This window comes from Streptomyces sp. CB02959 (assembly GCF_002803155.1).
Lineage (GTDB): Bacteria > Actinomycetota > Actinomycetes > Streptomycetales > Streptomycetaceae > Streptomyces.
In genome coordinates, this window is the sequence record NZ_NNBP01000010.1 from 79,224 (window position 1) to 100,596 (window position 21,373).

Consider the following 21,373-nt stretch of genomic DNA (forward strand, 5'->3'; position numbering starts at 1 on the left):
ACGACGCGCGGACCGGCTCCACCGAGCCGGTCCGCGCGTCGAGTTCCGCGGGGCTGCCGTCCGCTACGGGCCCTTAGACGGGCACGCTCGCGATACCCGGGGCCAGGAACTTCTTGCCGGTCACCCGCTCGGAGACGCCCTCGCGGTCCAGGTACGGCGTGATGCCGCCCAGGTGGAAGGGCCAGCCGGCGCCGGTGATCAGGCACAGGTCGATGTCCTGCGCCTCGGCGACCACGCCCTCGTCCAGCATCAGGCCGATCTCCTGCGCCACGGCGTCCAGCACCCGGTCGCGGACCTGCTCCTCGGTCAGCACCGAGTCGCCCTGCTTGAGCAGCGCGGCGACCTCCGGGTCCAGCTCCGGCTTGCCGCTGTCGTAGACGTAGAAGCCGCGCTTGCCGGCCTCGACGACCGCCTTGAGGTTGGGGGAGACCGTGAAGCGCTCCGGGAAGGCGCCGTGCAGCGTCTCGGAGACGTGCAGGCCGATCGCCGGGCCGACCAGCTCCAGGAGGACGAGCGGCGACATCGGCAGACCGAGCGGCTCGACCGCCTTCTCGGCGACGGCGACCGGGGTGCCCTCGTCGATGACGTTCTGGATCTCGCCCATGAAGCGGGTCAGGATGCGGTTGACGACGAACGCCGGGGCGTCCTTCACCAGCACGGCCGTCTTCTTCAGCGACTTGGCGACCGCGAAGGCGGTGGCCAGCGACGCGTCGTCGGTCTTCTCGGCGCGGACGATCTCCAGCAGCGGCAGGATCGCGACCGGGTTGAAGAAGTGGAAGCCCACGACCCGCTCGGGGTGCTTGAGCTTCGCGGCCATCTCGGTGACCGAGAGGGAGGAGGTGTTGGTGGCGAGGATGGCGTGCTCCGGCACCACCGCCTCGACCTCCGCGAACACCTGCTGCTTGACGCCCATCTCCTCGAAGACGGCCTCGATGACGAAGTCCGCGTCGCCGAACGCGGCGGCCTTGTCGAGGTGGCCGGAGACCAGGCCCTTGAGGCGGTTCGCCTTGTCCTGGTTGACCCGGCCCTGGAGCAGCAGCTTGTCGATCTCGCCGTGGACGTACGCCACGCCCTTGTCGATCCGCGCCTGGTCGATGTCCGTGAGGACGACCGGGACCTCCAGGCGGCGGGCGAACAGCAGCGCCAGCTGGGAGGCCATCAGGCCCGCGCCGACCACGCCGACCTTGGTGACGGGGCGGGCCAGCGACTTGTCCGGCGCGCCGGCGGGCCGCTTGGCGCGCTTCTGCACCAGGTTGAACGAGTAGATGCCGGACCGCAGTTCGCCGCCCATGATCAGGTCGGCGAGGGCCACGTTTTCGAGATCGAACAGCGTCTCGGCGTCGAAGCCCTCGCGGGCGGAGCCCGCGTTCTTGGCGGCCGCGATGATGTCCAGCGCGCGGTAGGCGGCGGGGGCCGCACCGTGCACCTTGCTGTCGGCGATGGCCTTGCCGCGTGCCACGGCGGCGTCCCACGCCTCACCGCGGTCGACCTCGGCCCGTACGACCTCGGTCTCGCCGGTCAGCACCGAAGCGGTCCAGATCAGCGACTGCTCCAGGAAGTCCGCGCCCTCGAAGAGCGCGTCCGCGATGCCGAGCTCGAAGACCTGCTTGCCCTTGAGCTGCTTGTTCTGGTTGAGCGAGTTCTTGATGATCACGCTCACCGCGCGGTCCGCGCCGATGAGGTTCGGCAGCAGCGCGCAGCCGCCCCAGCCGGGGACCAGGCCGAGGAAGACCTCGGGGAGCGAGAAGGCCGGCAGCGCCTTGGAGACGGTGCGGTAGGTGCAGTGCAGACCGACCTCGACACCGCCGCCCATCGCGGCGCCGTTGTAGTACGCGAAGGTCGGCACGGCCAGCGACGACAGCCGCTTGAAGACGTCGTGGCCGCCCTTGCCGATGGCCAGCGCGTCCTCGTGGCGCTTGAGCAGCTCGACGCCCTTGAGGTCGGCGCCCACGGCGAAGATGAACGGCTTGCCGGTGATGCCCGCGGCGACGATCGCGCCGTCCGCGGCCTCCTTCTCGACCTGGTCGATCGCGACGTTGAGGTTCGCCAGCGACTGCGGCCCGAAGGTCGTCGGCTTGGTGTGGTCCAGGCCGTTGTCCAGCGTGATGAGCGCGAACCGGCCCGCGCCCTTGGGGAGGTCGAGGTGGCGCACGTGCGCCTGCGTCACGACCTCGTCGGGGAACAGCTCGGCCGCACCCTTCAACAGCTCAGCGGTGGTGCTCATGCCTTGTCCTCGCTTCGCTCGGCCGTGCATGCGCACGGTGCGCACCTCTCCGTAGTTCGCTCGCTGCGCTCGCTCACTTGCCTGCCCCCTCGAAGTGCGGGTTCTCCCAGATAACGGTGCCGCCCATGCCGAAGCCGACGCACATGGTGGTGATGCCGTAGCGGACCTGCGGCTGCTCCTCGAACTGCCGCGCCAGCTGCGTCATCAGACGCACACCGGACGACGCCAGCGGGTGGCCGAAGGCGATCGCGCCGCCGTACTGGTTGACCCGCGGGTCGTCGTCGGCGATGCCGTAGTGGTCGAGCAGCGAGAGCACCTGGACGGCGAACGCCTCGTTGATCTCGAACAGACCGATGTCATCGATCGTCAGACCGGCCTTGGCCAGCGCCTTCTCGGTCGCCGGGACCGGGCCGATGCCCATGACCTCGGGCTCGACACCCGCGAAGGCGTAGTCCACGAGGCGCATCTTGACCGGCAGGCCCAGCTCGCGCGCCACGTCCTCGGCGGCGACCAGCGAGGCGGTGGCGCCGTCGTTGAGGCCGGCGGCGTTGCCCGCGGTCACCCGGCCGTGCGGACGGAACGGGGTCTTCAGCCCGGCGAGGTTCGCCAGCGTCGTGCCCGGACGCATCGGCTCGTCGGTGGTGGCCAGGCCCCAGCCGGTCTCGCCGGCCTCGGCGTTGGTGCGGCGGACCGAGATCGGCACCAGGTCGGCCTGGATCTTGCCGTCGGCGTACGCCTTGGCGGCCTTCTCCTGGCTGCGCACCGCGTACTCGTCGGCGCGCTGCTTGGTGATGTGCGGCAGCCGGTCGTGGAGGTTCTCCGCCGTCATGCCCATGAAGAGGGCCGACTGGTCGACCAGCTTCTCCGACACGAAGCGCGGGTTGGGGTCCACGCCCTCGCCCATCGGGTGCCGGCCCATGTGCTCGACACCGCCGGCCACGGCGATGTCGTACGCACCGAAGGCCACCCCGCCGGCGACGCTGGTCACCGCGGTCATCGCACCGGCACACATCCGGTCGACGGAGAAACCGGGCACGGACTGCGGCAGCCCCGCCAGGATGGCGGCGGTGCGGCCCAGGGTCAGGCCCTGGTCGCCGATCTGGGTGGTGGCGGCGAGGACGACCTCGTCGATCCGGGCCGGGTCCAGGTCCGGGTTGCGGCGCAGCAGCTCCCGGATGCACTTGACGACCATGTCGTCGGCGCGGGTCTCGTGGTAGATGCCCTTCGGGCCCGCCTTGCCGAACGGGGTGCGGACGCCGTCGACGAAGACGACGTCCCTAGCGGTACGAGGCACGTTGGCTCTCCTCCAGGTGCGGGATGGCACTGCTGCGGGCGCGCCCCGGAGGACGCGTCACACGCCCATGCTACTTACGGGTAACCAAGCTGCACACCCCCCTCGCCCGGAGCGGCGAACGTCACACCGCCCGGTGGCCGGAACCCGCCGGCGCGAAGGGCCCGGGGAGCCGGGAGGAAGCCGGGGGACCCGGCGCACGCAAAAGGGCCCCGGCCGCGCGGGGGATGCGCGGCCGGGGCCCTCGGTGGCGTCGGACCGGGCCCGGTCAGGAGCCGTTGGCCACCAGGGTCTCGGTCAGGAGCGGTGCGACCAGCTCGATCTGCCAGGGGCGGGCGCCGTGTGCGGACAGGGCCTCGGCGACCGTCTCCGGGGTCGGGCCGGCCGGCGGCTCCCAGCACAGCCGGCGCACGGTGTCCGGGGTGATGAGGTTCTCCTGCGGGAGGTTCAACTGCTCGGCGAGGGCGGTCACCGCCGTGCGGGCGGCCGACAGCCGGGCCGCGGCGGCCGGGTCCTTGTCGGCCCACGAGCGGGGCGGCGGCGGGCCGTTGAGCTGCTGGCCGGGCTGCGGCAGTTCGCTGTCCGGCAGCCCCCGGGCCTGGTCGACGGCGGTCTGCCACTGCTCCAGCTGACGCCGGCCCATCCGGTGCCCGAACCCGGGCAGCGCGGCCAGCGCGTGGACGTTGGGCGGGAGTTGGAGCGCGGCCTCGATGATCGCGGCGTCGCCGAGCACCTTGCCGGGCGAGACGTCGCGCCGCTGGGCGACCTGGTCGCGCAGCGTCCACAGCTCCCGGACGACCGCCATCTGCCGGCGCCGGCGCACCTTGTGCATCCCGGACGTCCGGCGCCAGGGGTCCTTGCGGGGCGGCGCCGGGGGAGCGGCGGCGATGGCCGCGAACTCCTGCCGGGCCCACTCCAGCTTGCCCTGCCGGTCCAGTTCCTCCTCCAGCGCGTCGCGCAGATCCACCAGCAGCTCGACGTCGAGCGCGGCGTAGCGCAGCCACGGCTCGGGCAGCGGGCGGGTGGACCAGTCGACGGCGGAGTGCCCCTTCTCCAGGGCGTAGCCGAGGACGTTCTCGACCATGGCGCCCAGGCCGACCCGGGCGAAGCCGGCCAGCCGCCCGGCCAGCTCGGTGTCGAACAGCTTGGTGGGGACCATCCCTATGTCGCGCAGACAGGGCAGGTCCTGGGTCGCGGCGTGCAGCACCCACTCGGCGTCGCAGATCGCGCCACCGAGCGTGGCGAGGTCGGGACAGCCGACCGGGTCGATCAACACGCTGCCGGCACCCTCACGGCGCAGCTGGACGAGGTAGGCGCGCTGGCCGTAGCGGTAGCCCGAGGCGCGCTCGGCGTCCACGGCGACCGGGCCTCGGCCGGCCGCGAAGGCGGCGACGACCTCGGTGAGCGCCTCGCCGGCGGCGGTCACCGGGGGGATGCCCTCGCGGGGTTCCAGTAGGGGTACCGGCGCCGGTCGGGAATCCGGAGGCGATTCTCCGGGTGCTCGCAGTGTCGTGTCTGCTGCGGTCTTTTGGGCGTCGGTCACCAGTCAAGGGTATCTGTGTATGCACGTCGCCCGTCGGGGGAATGTTCCCTCGACGGGCGGGACGGGTCAGGAAGCGGGGTTCAGTGGATGATGCCGGTGCGCAGCGCGACCGCCACCATCCCGGCCCGATCGCCGGTGCCGAGCTTGCGCGCGATCCGGGCGAGGTGGCTCTTCACGGTGAGCGCGGACAGTCCCATCGAGACGCCGATGGCCTTGTTGGACTGACCCTCCGCCACCAGCCGCAACACCTCCACCTCGCGCCCCGACAGCTCGCGGTAGCCACCGGGGTGGCCCGGGGCGCCCGGCGGGCGGCGCTGCATCCGGGCCGCGTTGGCGCCGATCGGCGCGGCGCCCGGCCGGCCCGGCAGGCCGAGGTTGGTGCGGGTGCCGGTGACGACGTAGCCCTTGACGCCGCCGGCGAGGGCGTTGCGGACGGCGCCGATGTCGTCGGCGGCGGAGAGTGCGAGGCCGTTGGGCCAGCCGGCCGCCCGGGTCTCGGACAGCAGGGTGAGGCCGGAGCCGTCGGGCAGGTGGACGTCGGCCACGCAGATGTCGCGCGGGTTGCCGACGCGGGGACGGGCCTCCGCGATGGACGACGCCTCGATCACGTCCCGCACGCCGAGGGCCCACAGGTGGCGGGTGACGGTGGAGCGGACGCGGGGGTCGGCCACGACGACCATGGCGGTCGGCTTGTTCGGGCGGTAGGCGACCAGGCTCGAAGGTTGCTCAAGGAGAACTGACACCGGGCCTCCTGGGGAGTGGCGGGGACGGAAGCCGACTGGGGAAAGCCGGAATGATCCGTGTTTGAAGGGTCACTGACCTCTTCGGCAGCAATCCGGCGGGACTTTAGACTTTGATCACGATTTAGTTAGGGGCAATTCGGGCAAATCGGATGCGTGAGCGATCAAGGTGAGCATGGAGTGCACATCGAGGTGATCACAGGCGTACGGAAACGGCGAGATGCCGCGCTTCCGGACATCCCGGACGCGCGGCACCTCGCCGTCGTGTAAGCCCCTCAGCGGGCCTGTGGACCGCGGCGCTGCGGCAGCGCCACCACTCCGCCGCGCGGCACCGGGTCGAGCGGGGCCGGCGGCAGCCCCGCCACCTGGCACAGCAGATCGCACCACGCCGACAGATGGGCCGCGAGGTCCGGCACCCCGCCCGGCCCCTCGGCCGGCGTCCACGACGCCCGGATCTCGATCTGGGTCGCCGGCTCCCGCGCCGCGAGCCCGCCGAAGTAGTACGACCCGGCCCGGGTGACCGTCCCGCTCGGCGCGCCGTAGTGCACCCCGCGTGCCTCCAGCGCACCGGTCAGCCAGGACCACGACACCTCGGGCAGCAGCGGGTCGGCGCCCATCTCCGGCTCCAGTTCCGCGCGGGCCAGCGTCACCACCCGGAACGTGCCCTGCCAGGTCTCGTCGCCGGCCGGCTGGTGCAGCACCACCAGCCGCCCGTCCGCCAGGTCCCGGTCCTCGCCGTCCGGCCCCGCCCCGCGCTCGACCACCGCGGCCTCCAGCGCGTAGGCGTACGGGGCGAGGCGTTTGGGTGCAGGTGTCGGGTCGGTCTCGATCTCCGGCCGCAGCCGTGCCGCGCGGAGCGCCTCGACCGCCTGACGGAAGGGGATCGGGGTCTCGTCCGCGCTGTCCGCGAGGTGTTCTTGAGCCGCAGCCATGCCCGGAAGGGTAGGCGGAAGACGGCGTACATATGGGGAGGACACCCGGTGCGCGCGTCGCCCATTCGGAGGTGCCGACGGGCGCATGCGAAGATTTGCCGCGTGAGCGCCAACGATGCCCTTACGGGCCAGCAGCAGACCGCGACGTACGACTCGGCCTTTCTCAGGGCGTGCCGGCGCGAGCCGGTGCCGCACACGCCGGTGTGGTTCATGCGCCAGGCCGGGCGCTCGCTCCCCGAGTACCGCAAGGTCCGCGAGGGCATCGCGATGCTCGACTCCTGCATGCGGCCCGAGCTGGTCACCGAGATCACGCTGCAGCCGGTGCGCCGGCACGGCGTGGACGCCGCCATCTACTTCAGCGACATCGTGGTGCCCCTGAAGGCCATCGGCGTCGACCTCGACATCAAGCCCGGTATCGGCCCGGTCGTCGAGAACCCCATCCGCAGCCGCGCCGACCTGGAGCGGCTGCGCCCGCTGGAGCCCGGCGACGTCTCCTACGTCACCGAGGCCATCGGCCTGCTCACCCGCGAGCTGGGCGCCACCCCGCTCATCGGCTTCGCCGGCGCCCCGTTCACGCTCGCCAGCTACCTCGTCGAGGGCGGCCCGTCCCGCAACCACGAGCACACCAAGGCCCTGATGTACGGCGACCCGCAGCTGTGGGCCGACCTGCTCGACCGGCTCGCGGACATCACCGCCGCCTTCCTCAAGGTCCAGATCGAGGCCGGCGCCAGCGCGATCCAGCTCTTCGACTCCTGGGTCGGCGCGCTCTCCCCGGCCGACTACCGGCGCTCGGTGATGCCCGCCTCCGCCAAGGTCTTCGACGCGGTCGCCTCCTACGGCGTCCCGCGGATCCACTTCGGCGTCGGCACCGGCGAACTCCTCGGCCTGATGGGCGAGGCCGGCGCGGACGTGGTCGGCGTCGACTGGCGGATCCCGCTGGACGAGGCGGCCCGCCGGGTCGGCCCCGGCAAGGCGCTCCAGGGCAACATCGACCCGGCCGTGCTCTTCGCCCCCCGTGAGGCCGTCGAGACCAAGGCCCGTGAGGTCCTCGACGCCGCCGCCGGCCTGGAAGGCCACGTCTTCAACCTCGGCCACGGCGTGCTGCCCGACACCGACCCGGACGCGCTGACCCGCCTCGTCGAGTACGTCCACACGCAGACCGCGCGCTGAGCGGGACGGGGGAGGGCCGGCTCTGCAAGGGGCGGGCCCGCCCCCGCTCCTGGTCCCTTCCCGGCCGGCGGACGCGCCCTAGCTAGGTCGTGCTCCCGGCCGCTCGCACCGCCGCGTCCGCCTTGCGGGCCGCCACCAGGACCGGGTCCCAGACCGGCGAGAACGGCGGGGCGTACCCCAGGTCCAGGGCGGTCATCTGCTCCACCGTCATCCCCGCGGTGAGCGCCACCGCGGCGATGTCCACCCGCTTCCCCGCGCCCTCCCGGCCGACGATCTGCACCCCCAGCAGCCGCCCCGTACGCCGCTCGGCGAGCATCTTCACGTGCATCGGGCGGGCGCCGGGGTAGTAGCCGGCGCGGCTGGTCGACTCGATGGTGACGGTGACGAACCGCAGCCCCGCCGCGCGGGCCTGGCGCTCCAGCAGCCCGGTGCGGGCGATCTCCAGATCGCAGACCTTGCTGACGGCCGTGCCGACGACCCCCGGGAAGGTCGCGTAGCCGCCGGCCACATTGGCGCCGATCACCTGGCCGTGCTTGTTGGCGTGGGTGCCCAGCGCGATGTGCCGGTGCTCCCCGGTGATCAGGTCGCGCACCTCGATGCAGTCCCCGCCCGCCCAGACGTGCTCCTGGCCGGACACCCGCAGCGCCAGGTCGGTGCGCAGGCCCCCGGAGGTGCCCAGCGGCAGCCCGGCCGCCTCGGCCAGGGCGGTCTCCGGGCGGACGCCCAGCCCCAGCACCACCACGTCCGCCGGGTATTCGGCGTCGTCCGTGACCACCGCGCGGGCCCGGCCGTCCGCCGTGTCGGTCAGCACGCCGGTGACCCGCGCGCCGGTCACCACCTCGACACCCATCCCGCACATCGCGGTGCGCACCAGCGCGCCCATGTCCGGGTCGAGGGTGGACATCGGTTGCGCGCCCTGCTCCAGGACCGTGACCTGGTAGCCGCGGTGGACCAGTGCCTCGGCCATCTCCACGCCGATGTACCCGGCGCCGATGACCACCGCCCGCCGGCCCGACGCCCCCTTCAGCCCGTACAGCAGCGCCTGCCCGTCGTCCAGGGTCTGCACCCCGTACACGCCCGGTGCGTCGATCCCCGGCAGCGGCGGGCGCAGCGGGCGCGCCCCGGTCGCCACCACCAGCTTGTCGAAGCCGGTCCACGCCTCCCGGCCGCCGTCCTCCAGGTCCCGGCTGCGCACCCGGCCCCGGTCCAGGTCGATCTCGGTGACCTCGGTGCGCAGCCGCAGGTCGATGTCCCGGGCCCGGTGCTCCTCCGGCGTCCGGGCGATCAGCGCGTCCGGTCCGTCCACCTGTCCGCCCACCCAGTACGGGATGCCGCAGGCGGAGTACGAGGTGAAGTGGCCGCGCTCGAAGGCCGTGATGGCCAACGCGTCCGGCCCCTTGTGCCGACGGGCCTGTGACGCGGCGGACATCCCCGCCGCGTCCCCGCCGATGACCACCAGCCGCTCCGGCGCCGCCATCCCCGCGTCCTCTCGTCGTGTTCGTGTTCGTGTTCGCGTTCGTGTTCGGGGAGTCCCGCGGGTTCGCGGGTCCCTCGGTTGCGGCTCAGTACTGCCCGGTTCCGACCGTTTCGATGCGTTGCGGGGCCCGTATCGGGCGTCGGTCAGAAGGGGTAGCCGGCCGGGGTGGCGCGCACGGTCGTCCAGCGGGTCTCGGTGAACGCGTCGAGGTTGGCCTCGCCGCCGAAGCGCGAGCCGGTCCCGGAGTCGGCCAGTCCGCCGAACGCCGCCACCGGCTCGTCGTTGACGGTCTGGTCGTTGATGTGCAGCAGGCCGGTGGGGATCCGGTCGGCCAGGTCCAGCGCGCGGGCCGCGTCACGGGTGACGATGCCCAGCGCCAGCCCGTAGGAGGACTCGTTGGCCAGCGCCACCGCCTCGTCCAGGGTCCGGAAGGCGCGGACCGGGGCCACCGGGCCGAAGACCTCCTGGCCGTACGCGGGGGAGGCGCCCACCGAACCCGGCCCGGTGGCGTCCGGGCCCGCGTCGGCGAGGACCGTCGGCCGGTAGAACAGCTCCCGGTGGGTGCCGCCGGCGGCGATCCGCACGCCCGCCGCGGCGCTCTCCCGGACCAGCGCGTCGATCTTGCCGAGCTGCCCGCGGTCGATGACCGGACCGAGGTGCACCTGCTCGCGGAACGGGTCCCCGACGGTCAGCGCGTCGGCCTTCGCCGCCAGCCGCGCCACGTACTCGTCGTAGAGCGAGGCGTGGACGAGGTGCCGGCCCGCCGTCATGCACACCTGGCCCTGGTGGAAGAACGACGCCCAGGCGGCGGTGGACATCGCGGCGTCCAGGTCGGCGTCGGCCAGCACCAGGAAGGCGCTGTTGCCGCCCAGTTCCAGGTGGGCCCGCTTGAGGTGCCGCGCGGCCAGCGCGCCGACGCTGCGGCCGGCCGCGGTCGAGCCGGTGAAGGAGACCACCCGCACCCGCGGGTCCTCGACCAGCGCCCGCCCGGCGTCCGCGCCACCGGGCAGGACGTGCAGCAGCCCCGCCGGCAGACCGGCCTCGGCGAAGACCGCGGCCAGGACGTGCCCGCCGCACACCGCGGTCCGCGGGTCCGGCTTGAGCAGCACGGCGTTGCCCAGCGCCAGGGCCGGTGCGACGGACCGGATCGCGAGCACCAGCGGGACGTTGAACGGTGCGATCACGCCGACCACTCCGGCCGGCACCCGGGTGGTGTACGACAGGCGCGGCGCACCTGAGGGCAGCACCTGGCCGAGCGGGCGGTGGGCGAGCGCGGCGGCCTCGTAGCACTCCTCGGCCGCGGTACGGATCTCGAACTCGGCCTTGCCCCGGACGCTGCCGGCCTCCCGCACTATCCACGCGCCGATCTCCGCGGCGTGCCGGTGGACGAGGTCGCCGGCCCGGCGCAGTACCGCGGCCCGTTCGGCGTACGGCCGACGCGCCCAGTCCCGCTGCGCCTCGGCGGCCCCGGCCGCGGCGTCCGCGACGTCGGCCGGCGCGGCGAGCGTCAGCGCCGCCAGTCCCTCGCCCGTCGCGGGCTCCACCGCCTCGGCCGGACCGCCGCGCAGGGCGAGCCAGTCGTTGGGTTCGAGCAGGGACATCGCGCCAACCTCCGGAAGAACGGGGACAGTTGATGGGTGGACGAGTCTGCCCCATGGAGGTGGCGCGCGCCGGTAGGTCGGCGATCCCGGTCGGACCGCCGGCCGGTCGGACGCCCGCCGAGGGGCGGCCCGGTGGATCACGGCCGGGTCGCCCCTCGCGTAACGGCCTAGCGCTCCAGCACCATCGCCAACCCCTGTCCCACGCCGATGCACAGCGCCGCCAGCCCGGTGCCCGAGCCCTGTGCGGCGAGCTGGTGGGCCACCGCGCCGGCGAGCCGGGCCCCGGAGGCGCCCAGCGGGTGCCCGATGGAGAGGGCGCCGCCGCGTGGGTTGACCGCGGTGGGGTCGAGTTCCGGCCACTGGGCGACGCAGCCGAGCGCCTGGGCCGCGAACGCCTCGTTCAACTCGCAGACCGCCAGGTCGCCGAAGCTCCGCCCGGCCCGCTCCAGCGCCCGCCGGACCGCCTCGACCGGGCCGAGCCCGAACAGCTGCGGCTCGATGCCGGTCACCGCGCTCGACCGGATGCGGGCCAGCGGCTCCCGCCCGGTGGCCCGCAGCCCCTCCTCGCTGACCAGCAGCAGCGCGGCGGCGCCGTCGTTCAGCGGGGAGGAGTTGCCGGCGGTGACGGTGCCTCCCTCGGTGCGGAAGACCGGCTTCAGCTTGGAGAGCGCCTCCAGGGAGGAGTTCTCCCGAATCGTTTCGTCACGGGTGAGGTCCACGCCCGGCAGCGGCACGACCTCCGCGTCGTAGGCGCCGGCCGCCCAGGCCCGGACCGCCTTCTGGTGGCTGGCCAGCGCGAAGACGTCCTGCTGTTCCCGGGTGATGCCGTGCTTGTCGGCGATCAGCTCGGCGCCCTCGCCCAGCGACACCGTCCACTGCGGCGCCATCCGCGGATTGACCATCCGCCAGCCCAGCGTCGAGGAGAACATCTCCTGATGCCCGGCGGGGAAGGCCCGGTCCGGCTTGCGCAGCACGTACGGCGCCCGGCTCATCGACTCCACGCCGCCGGCCACCGCGATCTCCGCGTCGCCGTGCGCGACGGCGCGGGCCGCCTGGATGACCGCCTCCAGCCCGGAACCGCACAGCCGGTTGACGGTCACCCCGGGGACACTGACCGGCAGCCCCGCCAGCAGCACCGCCATCCGCGCCACGTTGCGGTTGTCCTCGCCCGCGCCGTTGGCGTCGCCGAAGTAGACGTCGTCGATCCGCGCCGGATCGAGTTCCGGGGTGCGGGCCACCAGGGCGCGCAGCACATGGGCGGCGAGGTCGTCGGGGCGCACCGCGGCCAGTGCGCCGCCGTATTTGCCGACCGGTGTCCGTACCGCGTCGACGATGTAGACGTCCCGCACGGAGTCCCGTACGTGTGGCTCGGTCATCAGGCTGTGTCCTCGCTGTCTTCGCTGTCCTCGCGATACCGGCTCGGCGGCCGGGCGGTACGAAGATCGCCACCCGCCGACCCGAGTCTTTGCCCGGTACCGCCCGGTGTCAACGGGGCGCCCGGCCACCTTCACCGGACGCGCCGGGCGCCTTGGGCGCATCGGCCGCGGCGGGCGGTTCCACGGCGCTCGGATCCGTCGTGCCCGGTTCCGGCACGCCCGACTCCGTCGCGGCGGAGTCCTTGGCGCCGGAGTCCGTGGCCGTCGGGTCCGCGGTGGTCCGGTCCGTCCCGGTCGGATCCGCTTCGGTCCGTTCCGCGCCGGTCGCTTCCTTGTCGGCCGGTGCGCCGTCGGCCGGTTCCGTCCCGGCCGGTTCCACGGGGCCGGTGTCCGCGGCCGTCCCCTTGAGCCGGCGCCGGCCGGCCGGGCGGATCACCGCCCGGCCGCGGATCGCCCGCCACAGCGCGTACAGGGCCGCCGCCGCGGCCGCGAACGGCAGCGCCGCGGCGAGCGCCACCAGCACCCAGCGCACCGCCGCCGTGAAGGCGTGCCAGGCGTCGGCCAGCGCGTCCCCGAAGGAGGTGCCGTCGTCCGGCTTCGGGTCCGGGGTGGCGCCGGGCTGCCGCAGCAGCAGGGTCACGGTGGCCGTCCCGGTGCGGTCCTTCAGGGACGCGAGTTGGGACTCCAGGGACTCCAGGTCCGCCTCCCGGGTGCCCAGTTCGGACTCCAGGGCGGTGATGTCGCTGATCGACGTCGCGCGGTCCATCAGCGCCCGGATCCGCTCGACGCTCGCCCGCTGGGACTTCACCCGGCTGTCGACGTCCACCACCTGGTCGGTGACGTCCGTGGCGGACACCTCGCGGGAGAGGACCTTGCCCAGCCCGGACAGCCGCGCCAGCAGCGCGTCGTAGTGCTCCGGCGGCACCCGCAGCACGACCTTCGAGCGGTCCCGGCCGTCGGGGTCCCGGTCCGTGGTCTCGTCGGACGGATAGCCTCCCGCGTTCTCGACGGCACTGCGCGCCCTGGTGAGCGCCCCGGCCACGTCGGTGGTCTGCACGGTCAGCGTGGCGGTGCGGACGATCTGCGACCGCGCCGCCTTCAGCGGCGTGCCGGTCCGGGCACCGCCGCCCGGAGTCCGGGCCGTCGAACCCTCCTGGCCGCCGGCCCGCTGCCGGGGTGCCACCGCCGCCTCCCCGGGCCCTGCCGCGTCCACCGCGGCGCTGTGCCGGGCGCCCGCTGCGCCGCACCCGGCGACCGCCGGCGCCACCGCCAGCAGCAGCGCCGCCGCCGCGGCCCCCCGCCGCCCCCGTGATCCCCACATCACAGACTGTTCCCCTTCCGCGTCGTCGGCCGCCGGGCCGCGCGGTATCCGGGCGGCCCGGCCAAGTGGCCGGATCGTGACGCCGGTTCGACGGGGCGGCCCGGGCGGGGGTTGCCGTTCCGGGGTCTCGAAGAGGTCACGGCCCGGACGCGGGGGCGCCGGAGGGGCTCTGAGAGAGTGGAGGGCATGAGCACAGCGCACAGCGGTACGGGCCGGGCGGCCGGTCATGTCGTGGTCGTCGGTGGCGGTATCGCGGGGCTGACCGCCGCGCACCGGCTGCTGGCGGGCGGGGCCCGGGTGACCCTGCTGGAGGCGTCGGAGCGGCTGGGCGGCAAGCTGCTGGCCGGCGAGATCGCCGGCGTACCGGTCGATTTCGGCGCCGAGTCGATGCTGGCCAGGCGGCCGGAGGCGGTGGAGCTGGCGCGGGCCGTGGGCCTGGGCGACCGCCTCCAGCCACCCGGCACCGCCACCGCCTCGCTGTGGACCCGCGGTGCGCTGCGCCCCATGCCCAAGGGGCATGTGATGGGTGTCCCCGGCGACCTGGGGCCGCTCGCCGCCTCCGGCGTGCTCTCCCCCGAGGGCCTGGCGCGGATCGAGGCGGACCGGACGCTGCCGACGACCGAGGCCGGCACCGACGTCGGGGTCGGCGAGTACGTCGCGGCCCGGCTCGGCCGGGAGGTCGTCGACCGGCTCGTCGAACCGCTGCTCGGCGGGGTCTACGCGGGCGACGCGTACCGCATCTCGATGCGCGCCGCGGTCCCGCAGCTGTTCGAGGCGGCGCGGCGCGGCGGTTCACTGATCGAGGGCGTACGGGGCATCCAGGAGCGCGCCGCGGCCGCCGTCCCGGAGGGCCCGGCCGCGACCGGCCCCACCTCGGTCTTCATGGGCATCGCCGGCGGCATCGGGACGCTGCCGGGCGCGGTCGCCGATGCGGTGCGCCGGTCCGGTGGCGAGATCCTGCTGCGCACGCCGGTGCGCGAACTGCACCGGACCGCCGCGGACGGCTGGCGGGTCCTGGCCGGCGACCGCACGTTCACCGCCGACGCGGTGGTCATGGCCGCGCCCGCGGCGGCCGCGGAACGCCTGCTGCGCGCCGACTGCCCGGTCGCCGCCGACGAGCTGGCCGCCGTCGAGTACGCCTCGATGGCGCTGGTCACCATGGCCTTCCGGCGCGCGGACCTGGCCACCGTCCCCAGCGGCAGCGGATTCCTCGTTCCGCCGGTCGACGGCCACCGGATCAAGGCGTCGACCTTCGCCAGCCACAAGTGGAACTGGATCGCCGAGGCCGACCCGGACCTCTTCGTGCTGCGCACCTCCCTCGGCCGCCACGGCGACGAGGCCGACCTCCGGCGCGACGACGGCGAACTGGTCGGGCTCTCCCTCGCGGACCTCGGCGAGGCGGTCGGCCTGACCGCCCGGCCGGTGGCCTCCGCGGTCACCCGCTGGGACGGCGGGCTGCCGCAGTACGCCGTCGGCCACGTGGAGCGGATGGCGCGGATCCGGGCCGCGGTCGCGGACCTGCCGGGACCGCTGCGGGTCTGCGGCGCGCTCTACGACGGCGTCGGCATCCCCGCGTGCATCGGCTCCGCGCGCCGGGCCGCCGACGAGGTCCTCGGGACCCTGGCGGCGGGCTCCGCCGGCGGCGAGTGAGAATGGACGACATGACAGACGCTTCCACCCCCGACTCCGCAAAGACTCCCAACGCCGGCAAGAAGGCCAAGGACCTCAACGAGGTCATCCGCTACACCCTCTGGTCGGTCTTCAAGCTGCGCGACGTCCTGCCCGAGGACCGGTCCGGCTACGCCGACGAGGTCGAGGAGCTGTTCGCCCAGCTCGCCGCCAAGGACGTGGTGGTCCGCGGCACCTACGACCTCTCCGGTCTGCGCGCCGACGCCGACGTGATGATCTGGTGGCACTCGGAGAACTCCGACGACCTCCAGGAGGCGTACAACCGCTTCCGCCGCACCCGCCTGGGCCGCGCGCTGGAGCCCGTCTGGTCGAACATGGCGCTGCACCGCCCCGCCGAGTTCAACAAGTCGCACATCCCGGCCTTCCTGGCCGACGAGCACGCCCGCGACTACGTGAGCGTCTACCCGTTCGTGCGCTCCTACGACTGGTACCTCCTCCCCGACGAGGACCGCCGCCGGATGCTCGCCGACCACGGCAAGATGGCCCGCGGCTTCCCCGACGTCCGCGCCAACACCGTCGCGTCGTTCTCCCTCGGCGACTACGAGTGGATCCTCGCCTTCGAGGCCGACGAGCTGCACCGCATCGTGGACCTGATGCGCCACCTGCGCGCCTCCGAGGCGCGGCGCCACGTCCGCGAGGAGATCCCCTTCTACACCGGTCGCCGCAAGCCGGTCGCCGAGCTGGTCGCCGGTCTGGCCTGACCTGCCGGACACGCCGGTACGCAGACGGACGGGCCGCCCCGCGGAGGGACGGCCCGTGCGTCGTGCGGGTGCCGGGGCGGCTACTTCCCCTTCACCGGAGTGATCGGCGTCTGCCGGGCCCGCCGGAGCGACTGGCCCGGCACCGGCTCGGCCCGCGGGCCGCAGTACACCCGGTGCCCGGGGACCTTTCCGCGCAGCAGGTACGCCTCGACGTAGGAGTTCACACAGGCGTTGTCGCTGAGTGCGATGCCGTGGGTGCCCGCGCCCCGCTCGGTGACCAGCGACGAGCCGGCCAGCCGCCGCTGGAGCTCCAGCGCGCCCGGGTACGGGGTGGCGGCGTCCCGTTCGGCGGCCAGCAGCAGCACCGGCGGCAGCGCGCCGGGCTCGGTGCGGATGTTGAGCGGGCCGTGCGGGCCGCGCAGTGCGTCGTCCAGTTCGGCGTTGGCCGCCTGCTGGTAGGCGGTGAACAGGCCGCCGCCGTCCGCGGAGCCCTTGGCGGCCCGGCCGGTGGCGGTGCGGATCGCCTTCTCGACGCCGTCCGCCGCCGACTCCCGGCGGTCCGGCCAGAAGGCGCACGGCAGGTTCATCCAGACGTTGTCCCAGGTCTCGAACGGCGCGGTGCGGGCGAGGGCGGTGTTGTCCCGGTCCCAGATGCGCCAGTCGCGCGGCCAGGCGGCGTCGTTGCACTCGACGGCGGTGTAGACGGCGTTGGCGTTCTCCTCGGCCTTGCCGTCCCCGGAAGGCAGCGCCTGGGCGATCAACGGTTTGGCGTCGCCGTGCACGAACTTCGACAGCGCCTCCGCCCGCATCGGCCAGAACGCGTCGTTGTAGCCGGTCTTGAGGAAGGCCGCCTGGAGCTGTCCGGGCCCGATCTTCCCGTTGACCGGTGTGCGCCGCACCCGTTGCAGGGCGGTGTCGTAGGCGTGCTGCACGGCCTCCTTGCCGGTCCCCAGGTGGTAGGCGTCGTGGTGTTTGGCGACCCAGCGCAGCCAGTCGTTCCAGCGGTGCTCGAAGGCGGTGCTCTGGTCGAGGTTGTTGCGGTACCAGATCTGCCGGGGCTCCGGGTTGACCACGCTGTCGAAGATCATCCGGCGGACGTGGCCGGGGAACAGCGTCGCGTAGACCGCCCCGAAGTACGTCCCGTAGGACGCGCCCATGAACGTCAGCTTCTGCTCGCCGAGCGCCGCCCGCAGCATGTCCAGGTCCCGGGCGTTGTTGACCGAGTTGTAGAACGGCAGGTCGGCGCCGGCCCGTTGGGCGCAGCCGTGGGCGTACGCCCTGGCCTCCGCGACCTTCCGCCGCTTGAAGGACTCGCTGGGGTACCGCGGGCTGTCCGTGGGTGCCTGGGCGAAGTCCTTGGCGTCCTGGCAGGACAGCGGGGCGCTGCGGCCCACCCCGCGCGGCGCGTAGCCGACGAAGTCGTAGGCGCGGGCGGTCCGCTGCCAGGTCGGCAGCGTCCCGTAGAGCGGGAACTGCATGCTGGACGCGCCGGGGCCGCCGGGGTTGAAGACCAGGGCGCCCTGCCGCGCGCCGGGCACGGTGGCCCGGGCCCGGCTGACCGTCAGCTTGATCTTCTTGCCGTTCGGGCGCGCGTAGTCGAGCGGGACGGTGAGGGTGCCGCATTCGACGGAGGGTGGGAGGTGCTCCACCGCCGCGCACCGGCCGAAGGTGAGGGGGTGGACGGGGGCGGGCGGCGCGGCCGGGTCCCGGACGGCGCCGCCGGCCGGTGGGGAGGCGAGGCCGGTCAGGACCAGCGACCCGAGGGCGCCGTACAACGCAAGTGCTCTCACGAGCCGTCCCTTCGTATGGTGCGCGGTGCGCGGTGCGGGGGCTCCGGGGTGGGGCTCGCCCGCACGAGGCCGCATGGTGGGCATACAAAAGGGATAGTTGGGCCGATTGGTGGCAAAGTAAAGCACCGTACGGCGGTGTCGGGCGCTATGCCCCGGAAGAGTGGAGCGCCGCGCGCAAACCGGGATCGGCGAGCACGGCGGGTCCGTGCAGGGCCAGTCCCGTCAGTCCGGCCGGAGCCGGGGCCGGCCGTCGCCGCCCGCCGTGGTGCTCGTGCCGCAGCCGCGCCGCCCCGGCCTCGGTGGCCCAGTCGGTGTTTGCGGGGGTGTCGGCGCGGGCGATGGCCCAGGTGCCGAGGGTCAGGATCAGCGGGAGCGCGAACCACGCCGGCAGCAGCCCCGCCCCGCCGGACGGTGTCATCCAGTAGGCCGCGCCGGCCGCCAGCAGCACCACGAGGGCGGCGCCCTGCACCTGGCGGATCGCGGAACCGATCCCGGTGCGGACCGCGGCGGGTGCCGCCAGACCGGTGCGGACCAGCCGGTCGGCCAGCCCGCGGACCTCGTCGGTGCTCGACAGCGCGCGCCGTACGGCCGGTATGGTGCGCTGTCCCTCGGGGCCTATGGCGGTGAGCGCGGCGCGCTCGACGGGGTCCTGGCCGACCGGGTCGACGACGGTGGCCCAGCCGGTGTGGGCGAGGTGCAGCCGGCGCTGCTGGGCCATCAGGACGAGCACCACATCGGCGAGTCGGTGCGGGCCGCCGGAGAGGTAGGCCGTCTCGTACAGGGTCAGGCCGCCGTCGGCGCCGTCGGGGGCCGGTCCGGCGTCCGGCGGTGCGTCCGCCGCGCGGTGCAGGGCCTGGCCGGCGGCGAAAGCGGTGCGGCAGACGCGGACGCAGGAGACGACCGCGGCAACCCAGGCGAGCAGGAGGAAGAGGAGCCACATGGCGCTGGTTCTACGGGACGGCGGCCGCCGCTGCCAAAAGGCATCTCACGATGTGGACGGCCTGGTCGGGGTGGTGAATCGTCGAACTTCCGGCGCTGACCTGCCATTTCGATCATCCATCCACGCTGACGGTCCGTCAGTCCCCGCCGCCGCACCCGCCACCACCGCAGCCGGAACCGCCCCCGCAGCCCGAACTCCCGCCGCACGACGACCCGCTGCCGCACGAGGACGCGCCGCAGCCGGAACCCCCACCGCCGTCCGAGGACGCACCGCACCACGCCGAGTCCCCGCCGAAACCGCCCGAGTCGGCGAAGCCGGCGGACCCGCCGTCGGACGACGGCGAGGCCGCCACCGCCCCCTTCGCCTGCACGAAGTGGTCCCGCAGCAGCTCGTCCGCGAGCATCGCGGTACCGCCCAGGGCCACCGCCAGCCCGGCGACCTGCCAGGCCGCCTCGACGTCCCGGAGATCGGCGAGCCGGACGGCCCGGGGCCGGACCGCGGCCAGCGCAAGCCTGCCCGCCCGGGTGATCCGGCGGCTGAACAACCGCCGGCACACCAGGCCGACCAGCAATCCGCCGGCCACCGCCGGGAAGACCCGGAACGCCACCGGCGGCGCCCACGGGCCGCCGCCGTCCCGGACGCCGGCGAAGGACAGGAGCACCGCGACGAAGAACAGCGCGACGCTCGCCTTCACCTGAAGGCCGGCCAGCAGCCGCCGGCCCCGGGTGGCGCGCGGGGCCCGCAGCAGCCCCCGGACCGCCAGCCGGTCACCGACCTCCTGCACGGCCGGGCTGCGCATCACCCGCCCGTGAACGGTGGCCAGCGCCCCGCCCGGCGTGGCGGCGACCGCGTCCAGCACGGCCGCCTCGACCGGATCGTGCGCGACCGGCTGCCGCACCGTCACCACGCCCGGCCCGCCCACCGCCAGCCGCCCGTCCTCGTGCATCACCGCGAGCGCGGTGTCCGCCACCCGCCCCGGCCCGCCGGCCAGGAACGCCAGCTCCCGGAGGTCATGGGTCGGCGCGTCCGCAGGCCGGACCTTCGGCGTCCGCAGCCGCACCACCAGCGCGCCGACGAGCAGCGCCGACGACGACAGGCCGAGCCCCGCATACACCCACTGCGTGAAGGACATGACGCCGCCTCACCTGCGCCGCAGCGCGCGCCGCAGGGTCCGCGCCCGCCCGCCGGCGGCCCGGACGAGCCGCGACGCGGGATGCCCGGACGGCGGCCGCGGCCCGGCCCGGTCGCGCCACCAGCGGGTCAGCCGCTGCCGCGCCGCCGGGTCCACGGGGCGGTCCTGGGCGAGCAGGAACGCCGCGAAGTCCAGGGCGTCCTGGCGGTAGCCGCCGGGCATGGGGCGGTGGTGGGCGTAGTCCAGGAACGCCGGCCGGTAGGCGTCGCCGAGGATCTCCGGCAGCTCGGGCGCGACCTTGGCGACCACCGAGGCCCGCTTGGCGGCCAGCGCCCGGCTCTGCACCCGCAGCCGGGCCCGGTCGAACCCCTCCGGCGCGGGCGTCCCGGCCACCAGCGCCGACAGCAGCGCGGCCTGCGCCAGCGCCAGCCGCTCGCGCGCCGGCCCGGTGTCCGCCGCCGGGAGCCCGGCCCCCGCCGGCACCTCAGGCCGCCGGGACATGGCGCGCCCCCTCCACCACGGCGCGGATCGCGTCGAGTTCACCGGCCAGCGCACCGCCCTCGGGGAAGTCGTCGTCCCGCTCCAGCAGCACACCGGGCGGATCGGTCCGCGCGCACAGCTCCGCGAGGACGTCCAGGACCGGCTGGGTCACCGGGTGGGCGTGGCTGTCGTGCCACACCCCGTCCCGCTCGACCCCGCCCGCGACATGGACGTAGGCGATCGCCTCGACCGGCAGTTCGTCGAGCGCCGCGGCCGGGTCCTCGCCGCGGTTGACGTGGTTGGTGTGGAGGTTGGCGACGTCGATGAGCAGCCGCACCCCGGTGCGCGCGACCAGCTCGGACAGGAACTGCCCCTCGGTCATCTCCTCGCCGGGCCAGGCGAACAGCGCGGCGATGTTCTCCAGGGCCAGCGGCACCGGGAGCGCCTCCTGGGCGATCCGGACGTTCTCGCACAGCACGTCGAGCGCGTCCCGGGTGCGCGGCACGGGCAGCAGGTGCCCGGCCTCCAGCACCGGCGACGCGGTCAGCGGGCCGCCGGCCCGGACGAACGCGAGGTGCTCGGTGACCAACGGGGCGTCCAGCGCGGTGGCCCGCTCGGCGAGGGCCGCCAGCCGCCCGGCGTCCGGCCGGTCCGCGCCGCCGAGCCCGAGCGAGACCCCGTGCGGGACCACCGTCGTGCCGCGCTCCCGCAACTCCCGCAGGGCGTCCGGGAGATGGCCGGGGCAGACGTTCTCGGCGACCACCTCCACCCAGTCCACGCCGGGCAGCGCGGCGATCTCCGCGGCGATCTCCGGCCGCCAGCCGATTCCTGTCCCCAAGCGCCGCACGGCTCCCCCTTCTGCTCCCCTGGTCGGAGTACTCATCACCTCGCACGGGCGGGCCAATCGCGCACCCGTGCGGTTCAGAGGTTGATTTGAGCTTCGATCACCGGGGGCCGGGGCCCGTA

Annotated in this window: 15 protein-coding genes and 1 pseudogene; 3 read left to right on the plus strand and 13 right to left on the minus strand. The window is 74.3% G+C overall.

Features of this window, described 5'->3' with window-relative positions:
- Positions 1–73: 73 nt before the first annotated feature.
- The 5 genes from CG747_RS18040 to CG747_RS18060 form a co-directional block, all read right to left on the minus strand.
- Positions 74–2,224, minus strand: a complete 2,151-nt coding sequence (locus tag CG747_RS18040; RefSeq protein WP_100602779.1) for a 3-hydroxyacyl-CoA dehydrogenase NAD-binding domain-containing protein — start codon at positions 2,222–2,224, stop codon at positions 74–76.
- 73 nt (positions 2,225–2,297) lie between these two features.
- Positions 2,298–3,518 carry an acetyl-CoA C-acyltransferase gene (locus CG747_RS18045; protein WP_100602780.1) on the minus strand — a complete coding sequence of 407 codons (1,221 nt, stop codon included), beginning with the start codon at positions 3,516–3,518 and terminating at the stop codon, positions 2,298–2,300.
- 265 nt (positions 3,519–3,783) lie between these two features.
- Positions 3,784–5,058: a ribonuclease D gene (locus CG747_RS18050; protein ID WP_100602781.1), complete on the minus strand. Its 1,275-nt coding sequence runs from the start codon at positions 5,056–5,058 to the stop codon at positions 3,784–3,786.
- Positions 5,059–5,138: 80 nt separating this feature from the next.
- Positions 5,139–5,801 carry a response regulator transcription factor gene (locus CG747_RS18055; RefSeq protein ID WP_016573641.1) on the minus strand — a complete coding sequence of 221 codons (663 nt, stop codon included), beginning with the start codon at positions 5,799–5,801 and terminating at the stop codon, positions 5,139–5,141.
- Between the two features lie 272 nt (positions 5,802–6,073).
- On the minus strand, positions 6,074–6,730 hold the full coding sequence (locus tag CG747_RS18060; RefSeq protein WP_100602782.1) for a DUF3000 domain-containing protein: 657 nt from the start codon (positions 6,728–6,730) through the stop codon (positions 6,074–6,076).
- Positions 6,731–6,832: 102 nt separating this feature from the next.
- Between CG747_RS18060 and hemE the strand changes: the two genes are divergently transcribed.
- Positions 6,833–7,900 carry a uroporphyrinogen decarboxylase gene (gene hemE, locus CG747_RS18065; RefSeq protein ID WP_100602783.1) on the plus strand — a complete coding sequence of 356 codons (1,068 nt, stop codon included), beginning with the start codon at positions 6,833–6,835 and terminating at the stop codon, positions 7,898–7,900.
- 82 nt (positions 7,901–7,982) lie between these two features.
- Here hemE and CG747_RS18070 read toward each other — a convergent pair whose 3' ends face one another.
- The 4 genes from CG747_RS18070 to CG747_RS18085 all read right to left on the minus strand — a co-directional run bounded on the left by CG747_RS18070 (position 7,983) and on the right by CG747_RS18085 (position 13,675).
- On the minus strand, positions 7,983–9,377 hold the full coding sequence (locus tag CG747_RS18070; protein ID WP_100602784.1) for an FAD-dependent oxidoreductase: 1,395 nt from the start codon (positions 9,375–9,377) through the stop codon (positions 7,983–7,985).
- A 143-nt stretch (positions 9,378–9,520) separates the two neighbouring features.
- A complete protein-coding gene (locus CG747_RS18075) occupies positions 9,521–10,978 on the minus strand; it encodes an aldehyde dehydrogenase family protein (protein ID WP_100602785.1) in 1,458 nt (485 codons plus the stop codon).
- 167 nt (positions 10,979–11,145) lie between these two features.
- Positions 11,146–12,354: a thiolase family protein gene (locus CG747_RS18080; protein WP_100602786.1), complete on the minus strand. Its 1,209-nt coding sequence runs from the start codon at positions 12,352–12,354 to the stop codon at positions 11,146–11,148.
- Positions 12,355–12,463: 109 nt separating this feature from the next.
- Positions 12,464–13,675: a DUF4349 domain-containing protein gene (locus CG747_RS18085; protein WP_100602787.1), complete on the minus strand. Its 1,212-nt coding sequence runs from the start codon at positions 13,673–13,675 to the stop codon at positions 12,464–12,466.
- A gap of 186 nt (positions 13,676–13,861) precedes the next feature.
- Here CG747_RS18085 and hemG point away from each other — a divergent pair, with 186 nt between their 5' ends.
- Together hemG and hemQ are read left to right on the plus strand one after the other, a co-directional pair.
- A complete protein-coding gene (hemG, locus tag CG747_RS18090; RefSeq protein ID WP_100602788.1) occupies positions 13,862–15,325 on the plus strand; it encodes a protoporphyrinogen oxidase in 1,464 nt (487 codons plus the stop codon).
- A gap of 2 nt (positions 15,326–15,327) precedes the next feature.
- Positions 15,328–16,065 (plus strand): hydrogen peroxide-dependent heme synthase, encoded by a 738-nt coding sequence (hemQ, locus tag CG747_RS18095; protein WP_100602789.1) that lies wholly within the window; start codon positions 15,328–15,330, stop codon positions 16,063–16,065.
- A gap of 80 nt (positions 16,066–16,145) precedes the next feature.
- Here hemQ and CG747_RS18100 read toward each other — a convergent pair whose 3' ends face one another.
- The 4 genes and pseudogenes from CG747_RS18100 to CG747_RS18115 all read right to left on the minus strand — a co-directional run bounded on the left by CG747_RS18100 (position 16,146) and on the right by CG747_RS18115 (position 21,290).
- Positions 16,146–17,855 carry an alpha/beta hydrolase gene (locus CG747_RS18100; RefSeq protein ID WP_257980505.1) on the minus strand — a complete coding sequence of 570 codons (1,710 nt, stop codon included), beginning with the start codon at positions 17,853–17,855 and terminating at the stop codon, positions 16,146–16,148.
- 145 nt (positions 17,856–18,000) lie between these two features.
- Positions 18,001–18,795 (minus strand): TIGR04222 domain-containing membrane protein, encoded by a 795-nt coding sequence (locus CG747_RS18105; protein WP_100602791.1) that lies wholly within the window; start codon positions 18,793–18,795, stop codon positions 18,001–18,003.
- 136 nt (positions 18,796–18,931) lie between these two features.
- Positions 18,932–19,927, minus strand: a complete 996-nt coding sequence (locus CG747_RS18110; protein WP_100602792.1) for a TIGR04222 domain-containing membrane protein — start codon at positions 19,925–19,927, stop codon at positions 18,932–18,934.
- Between the two features lie 9 nt (positions 19,928–19,936).
- Positions 19,937–21,290, minus strand: a pseudogene (locus CG747_RS18115) (DUF692 domain-containing protein).
- Positions 21,291–21,373: the final 83 nt, after the last annotated feature.

Bases quoted from the DNA above. Each gene is read 5' to 3' on its own strand.
- CG747_RS18080 (WP_100602786.1), bottom strand. From the start codon at position 12,354: ATGACCGAGCCACACGTACGGGACTCCGTGCGGGACGTCTACATCGTC.
- CG747_RS18105 (WP_100602791.1), bottom strand. From the start codon at position 18,795: ATGTGGCTCCTCTTCCTCCTGCTCGCCTGGGTTGCCGCGGTCGTCTCC.
- CG747_RS18110 (WP_100602792.1), bottom strand. From the start codon at position 19,927: ATGTCCTTCACGCAGTGGGTGTATGCGGGGCTCGGCCTGTCGTCGTCG.
- hemG (WP_100602788.1), top strand. From the start codon at position 13,862: ATGAGCACAGCGCACAGCGGTACGGGCCGGGCGGCCGGTCATGTCGTG.
- CG747_RS18060 (WP_100602782.1), bottom strand. From the start codon at position 6,730: ATGGCTGCGGCTCAAGAACACCTCGCGGACAGCGCGGACGAGACCCCG.
- hemQ (WP_100602789.1), top strand. From the start codon at position 15,328: ATGGACGACATGACAGACGCTTCCACCCCCGACTCCGCAAAGACTCCC.
- CG747_RS18085 (WP_100602787.1), bottom strand. From the start codon at position 13,675: ATGTGGGGATCACGGGGGCGGCGGGGGGCCGCGGCGGCGGCGCTGCTG.
- CG747_RS18040 (WP_100602779.1), bottom strand. From the start codon at position 2,224: ATGAGCACCACCGCTGAGCTGTTGAAGGGTGCGGCCGAGCTGTTCCCC.
- CG747_RS18075 (WP_100602785.1), bottom strand. From the start codon at position 10,978: ATGTCCCTGCTCGAACCCAACGACTGGCTCGCCCTGCGCGGCGGTCCG.
- CG747_RS18070 (WP_100602784.1), bottom strand. From the start codon at position 9,377: ATGGCGGCGCCGGAGCGGCTGGTGGTCATCGGCGGGGACGCGGCGGGG.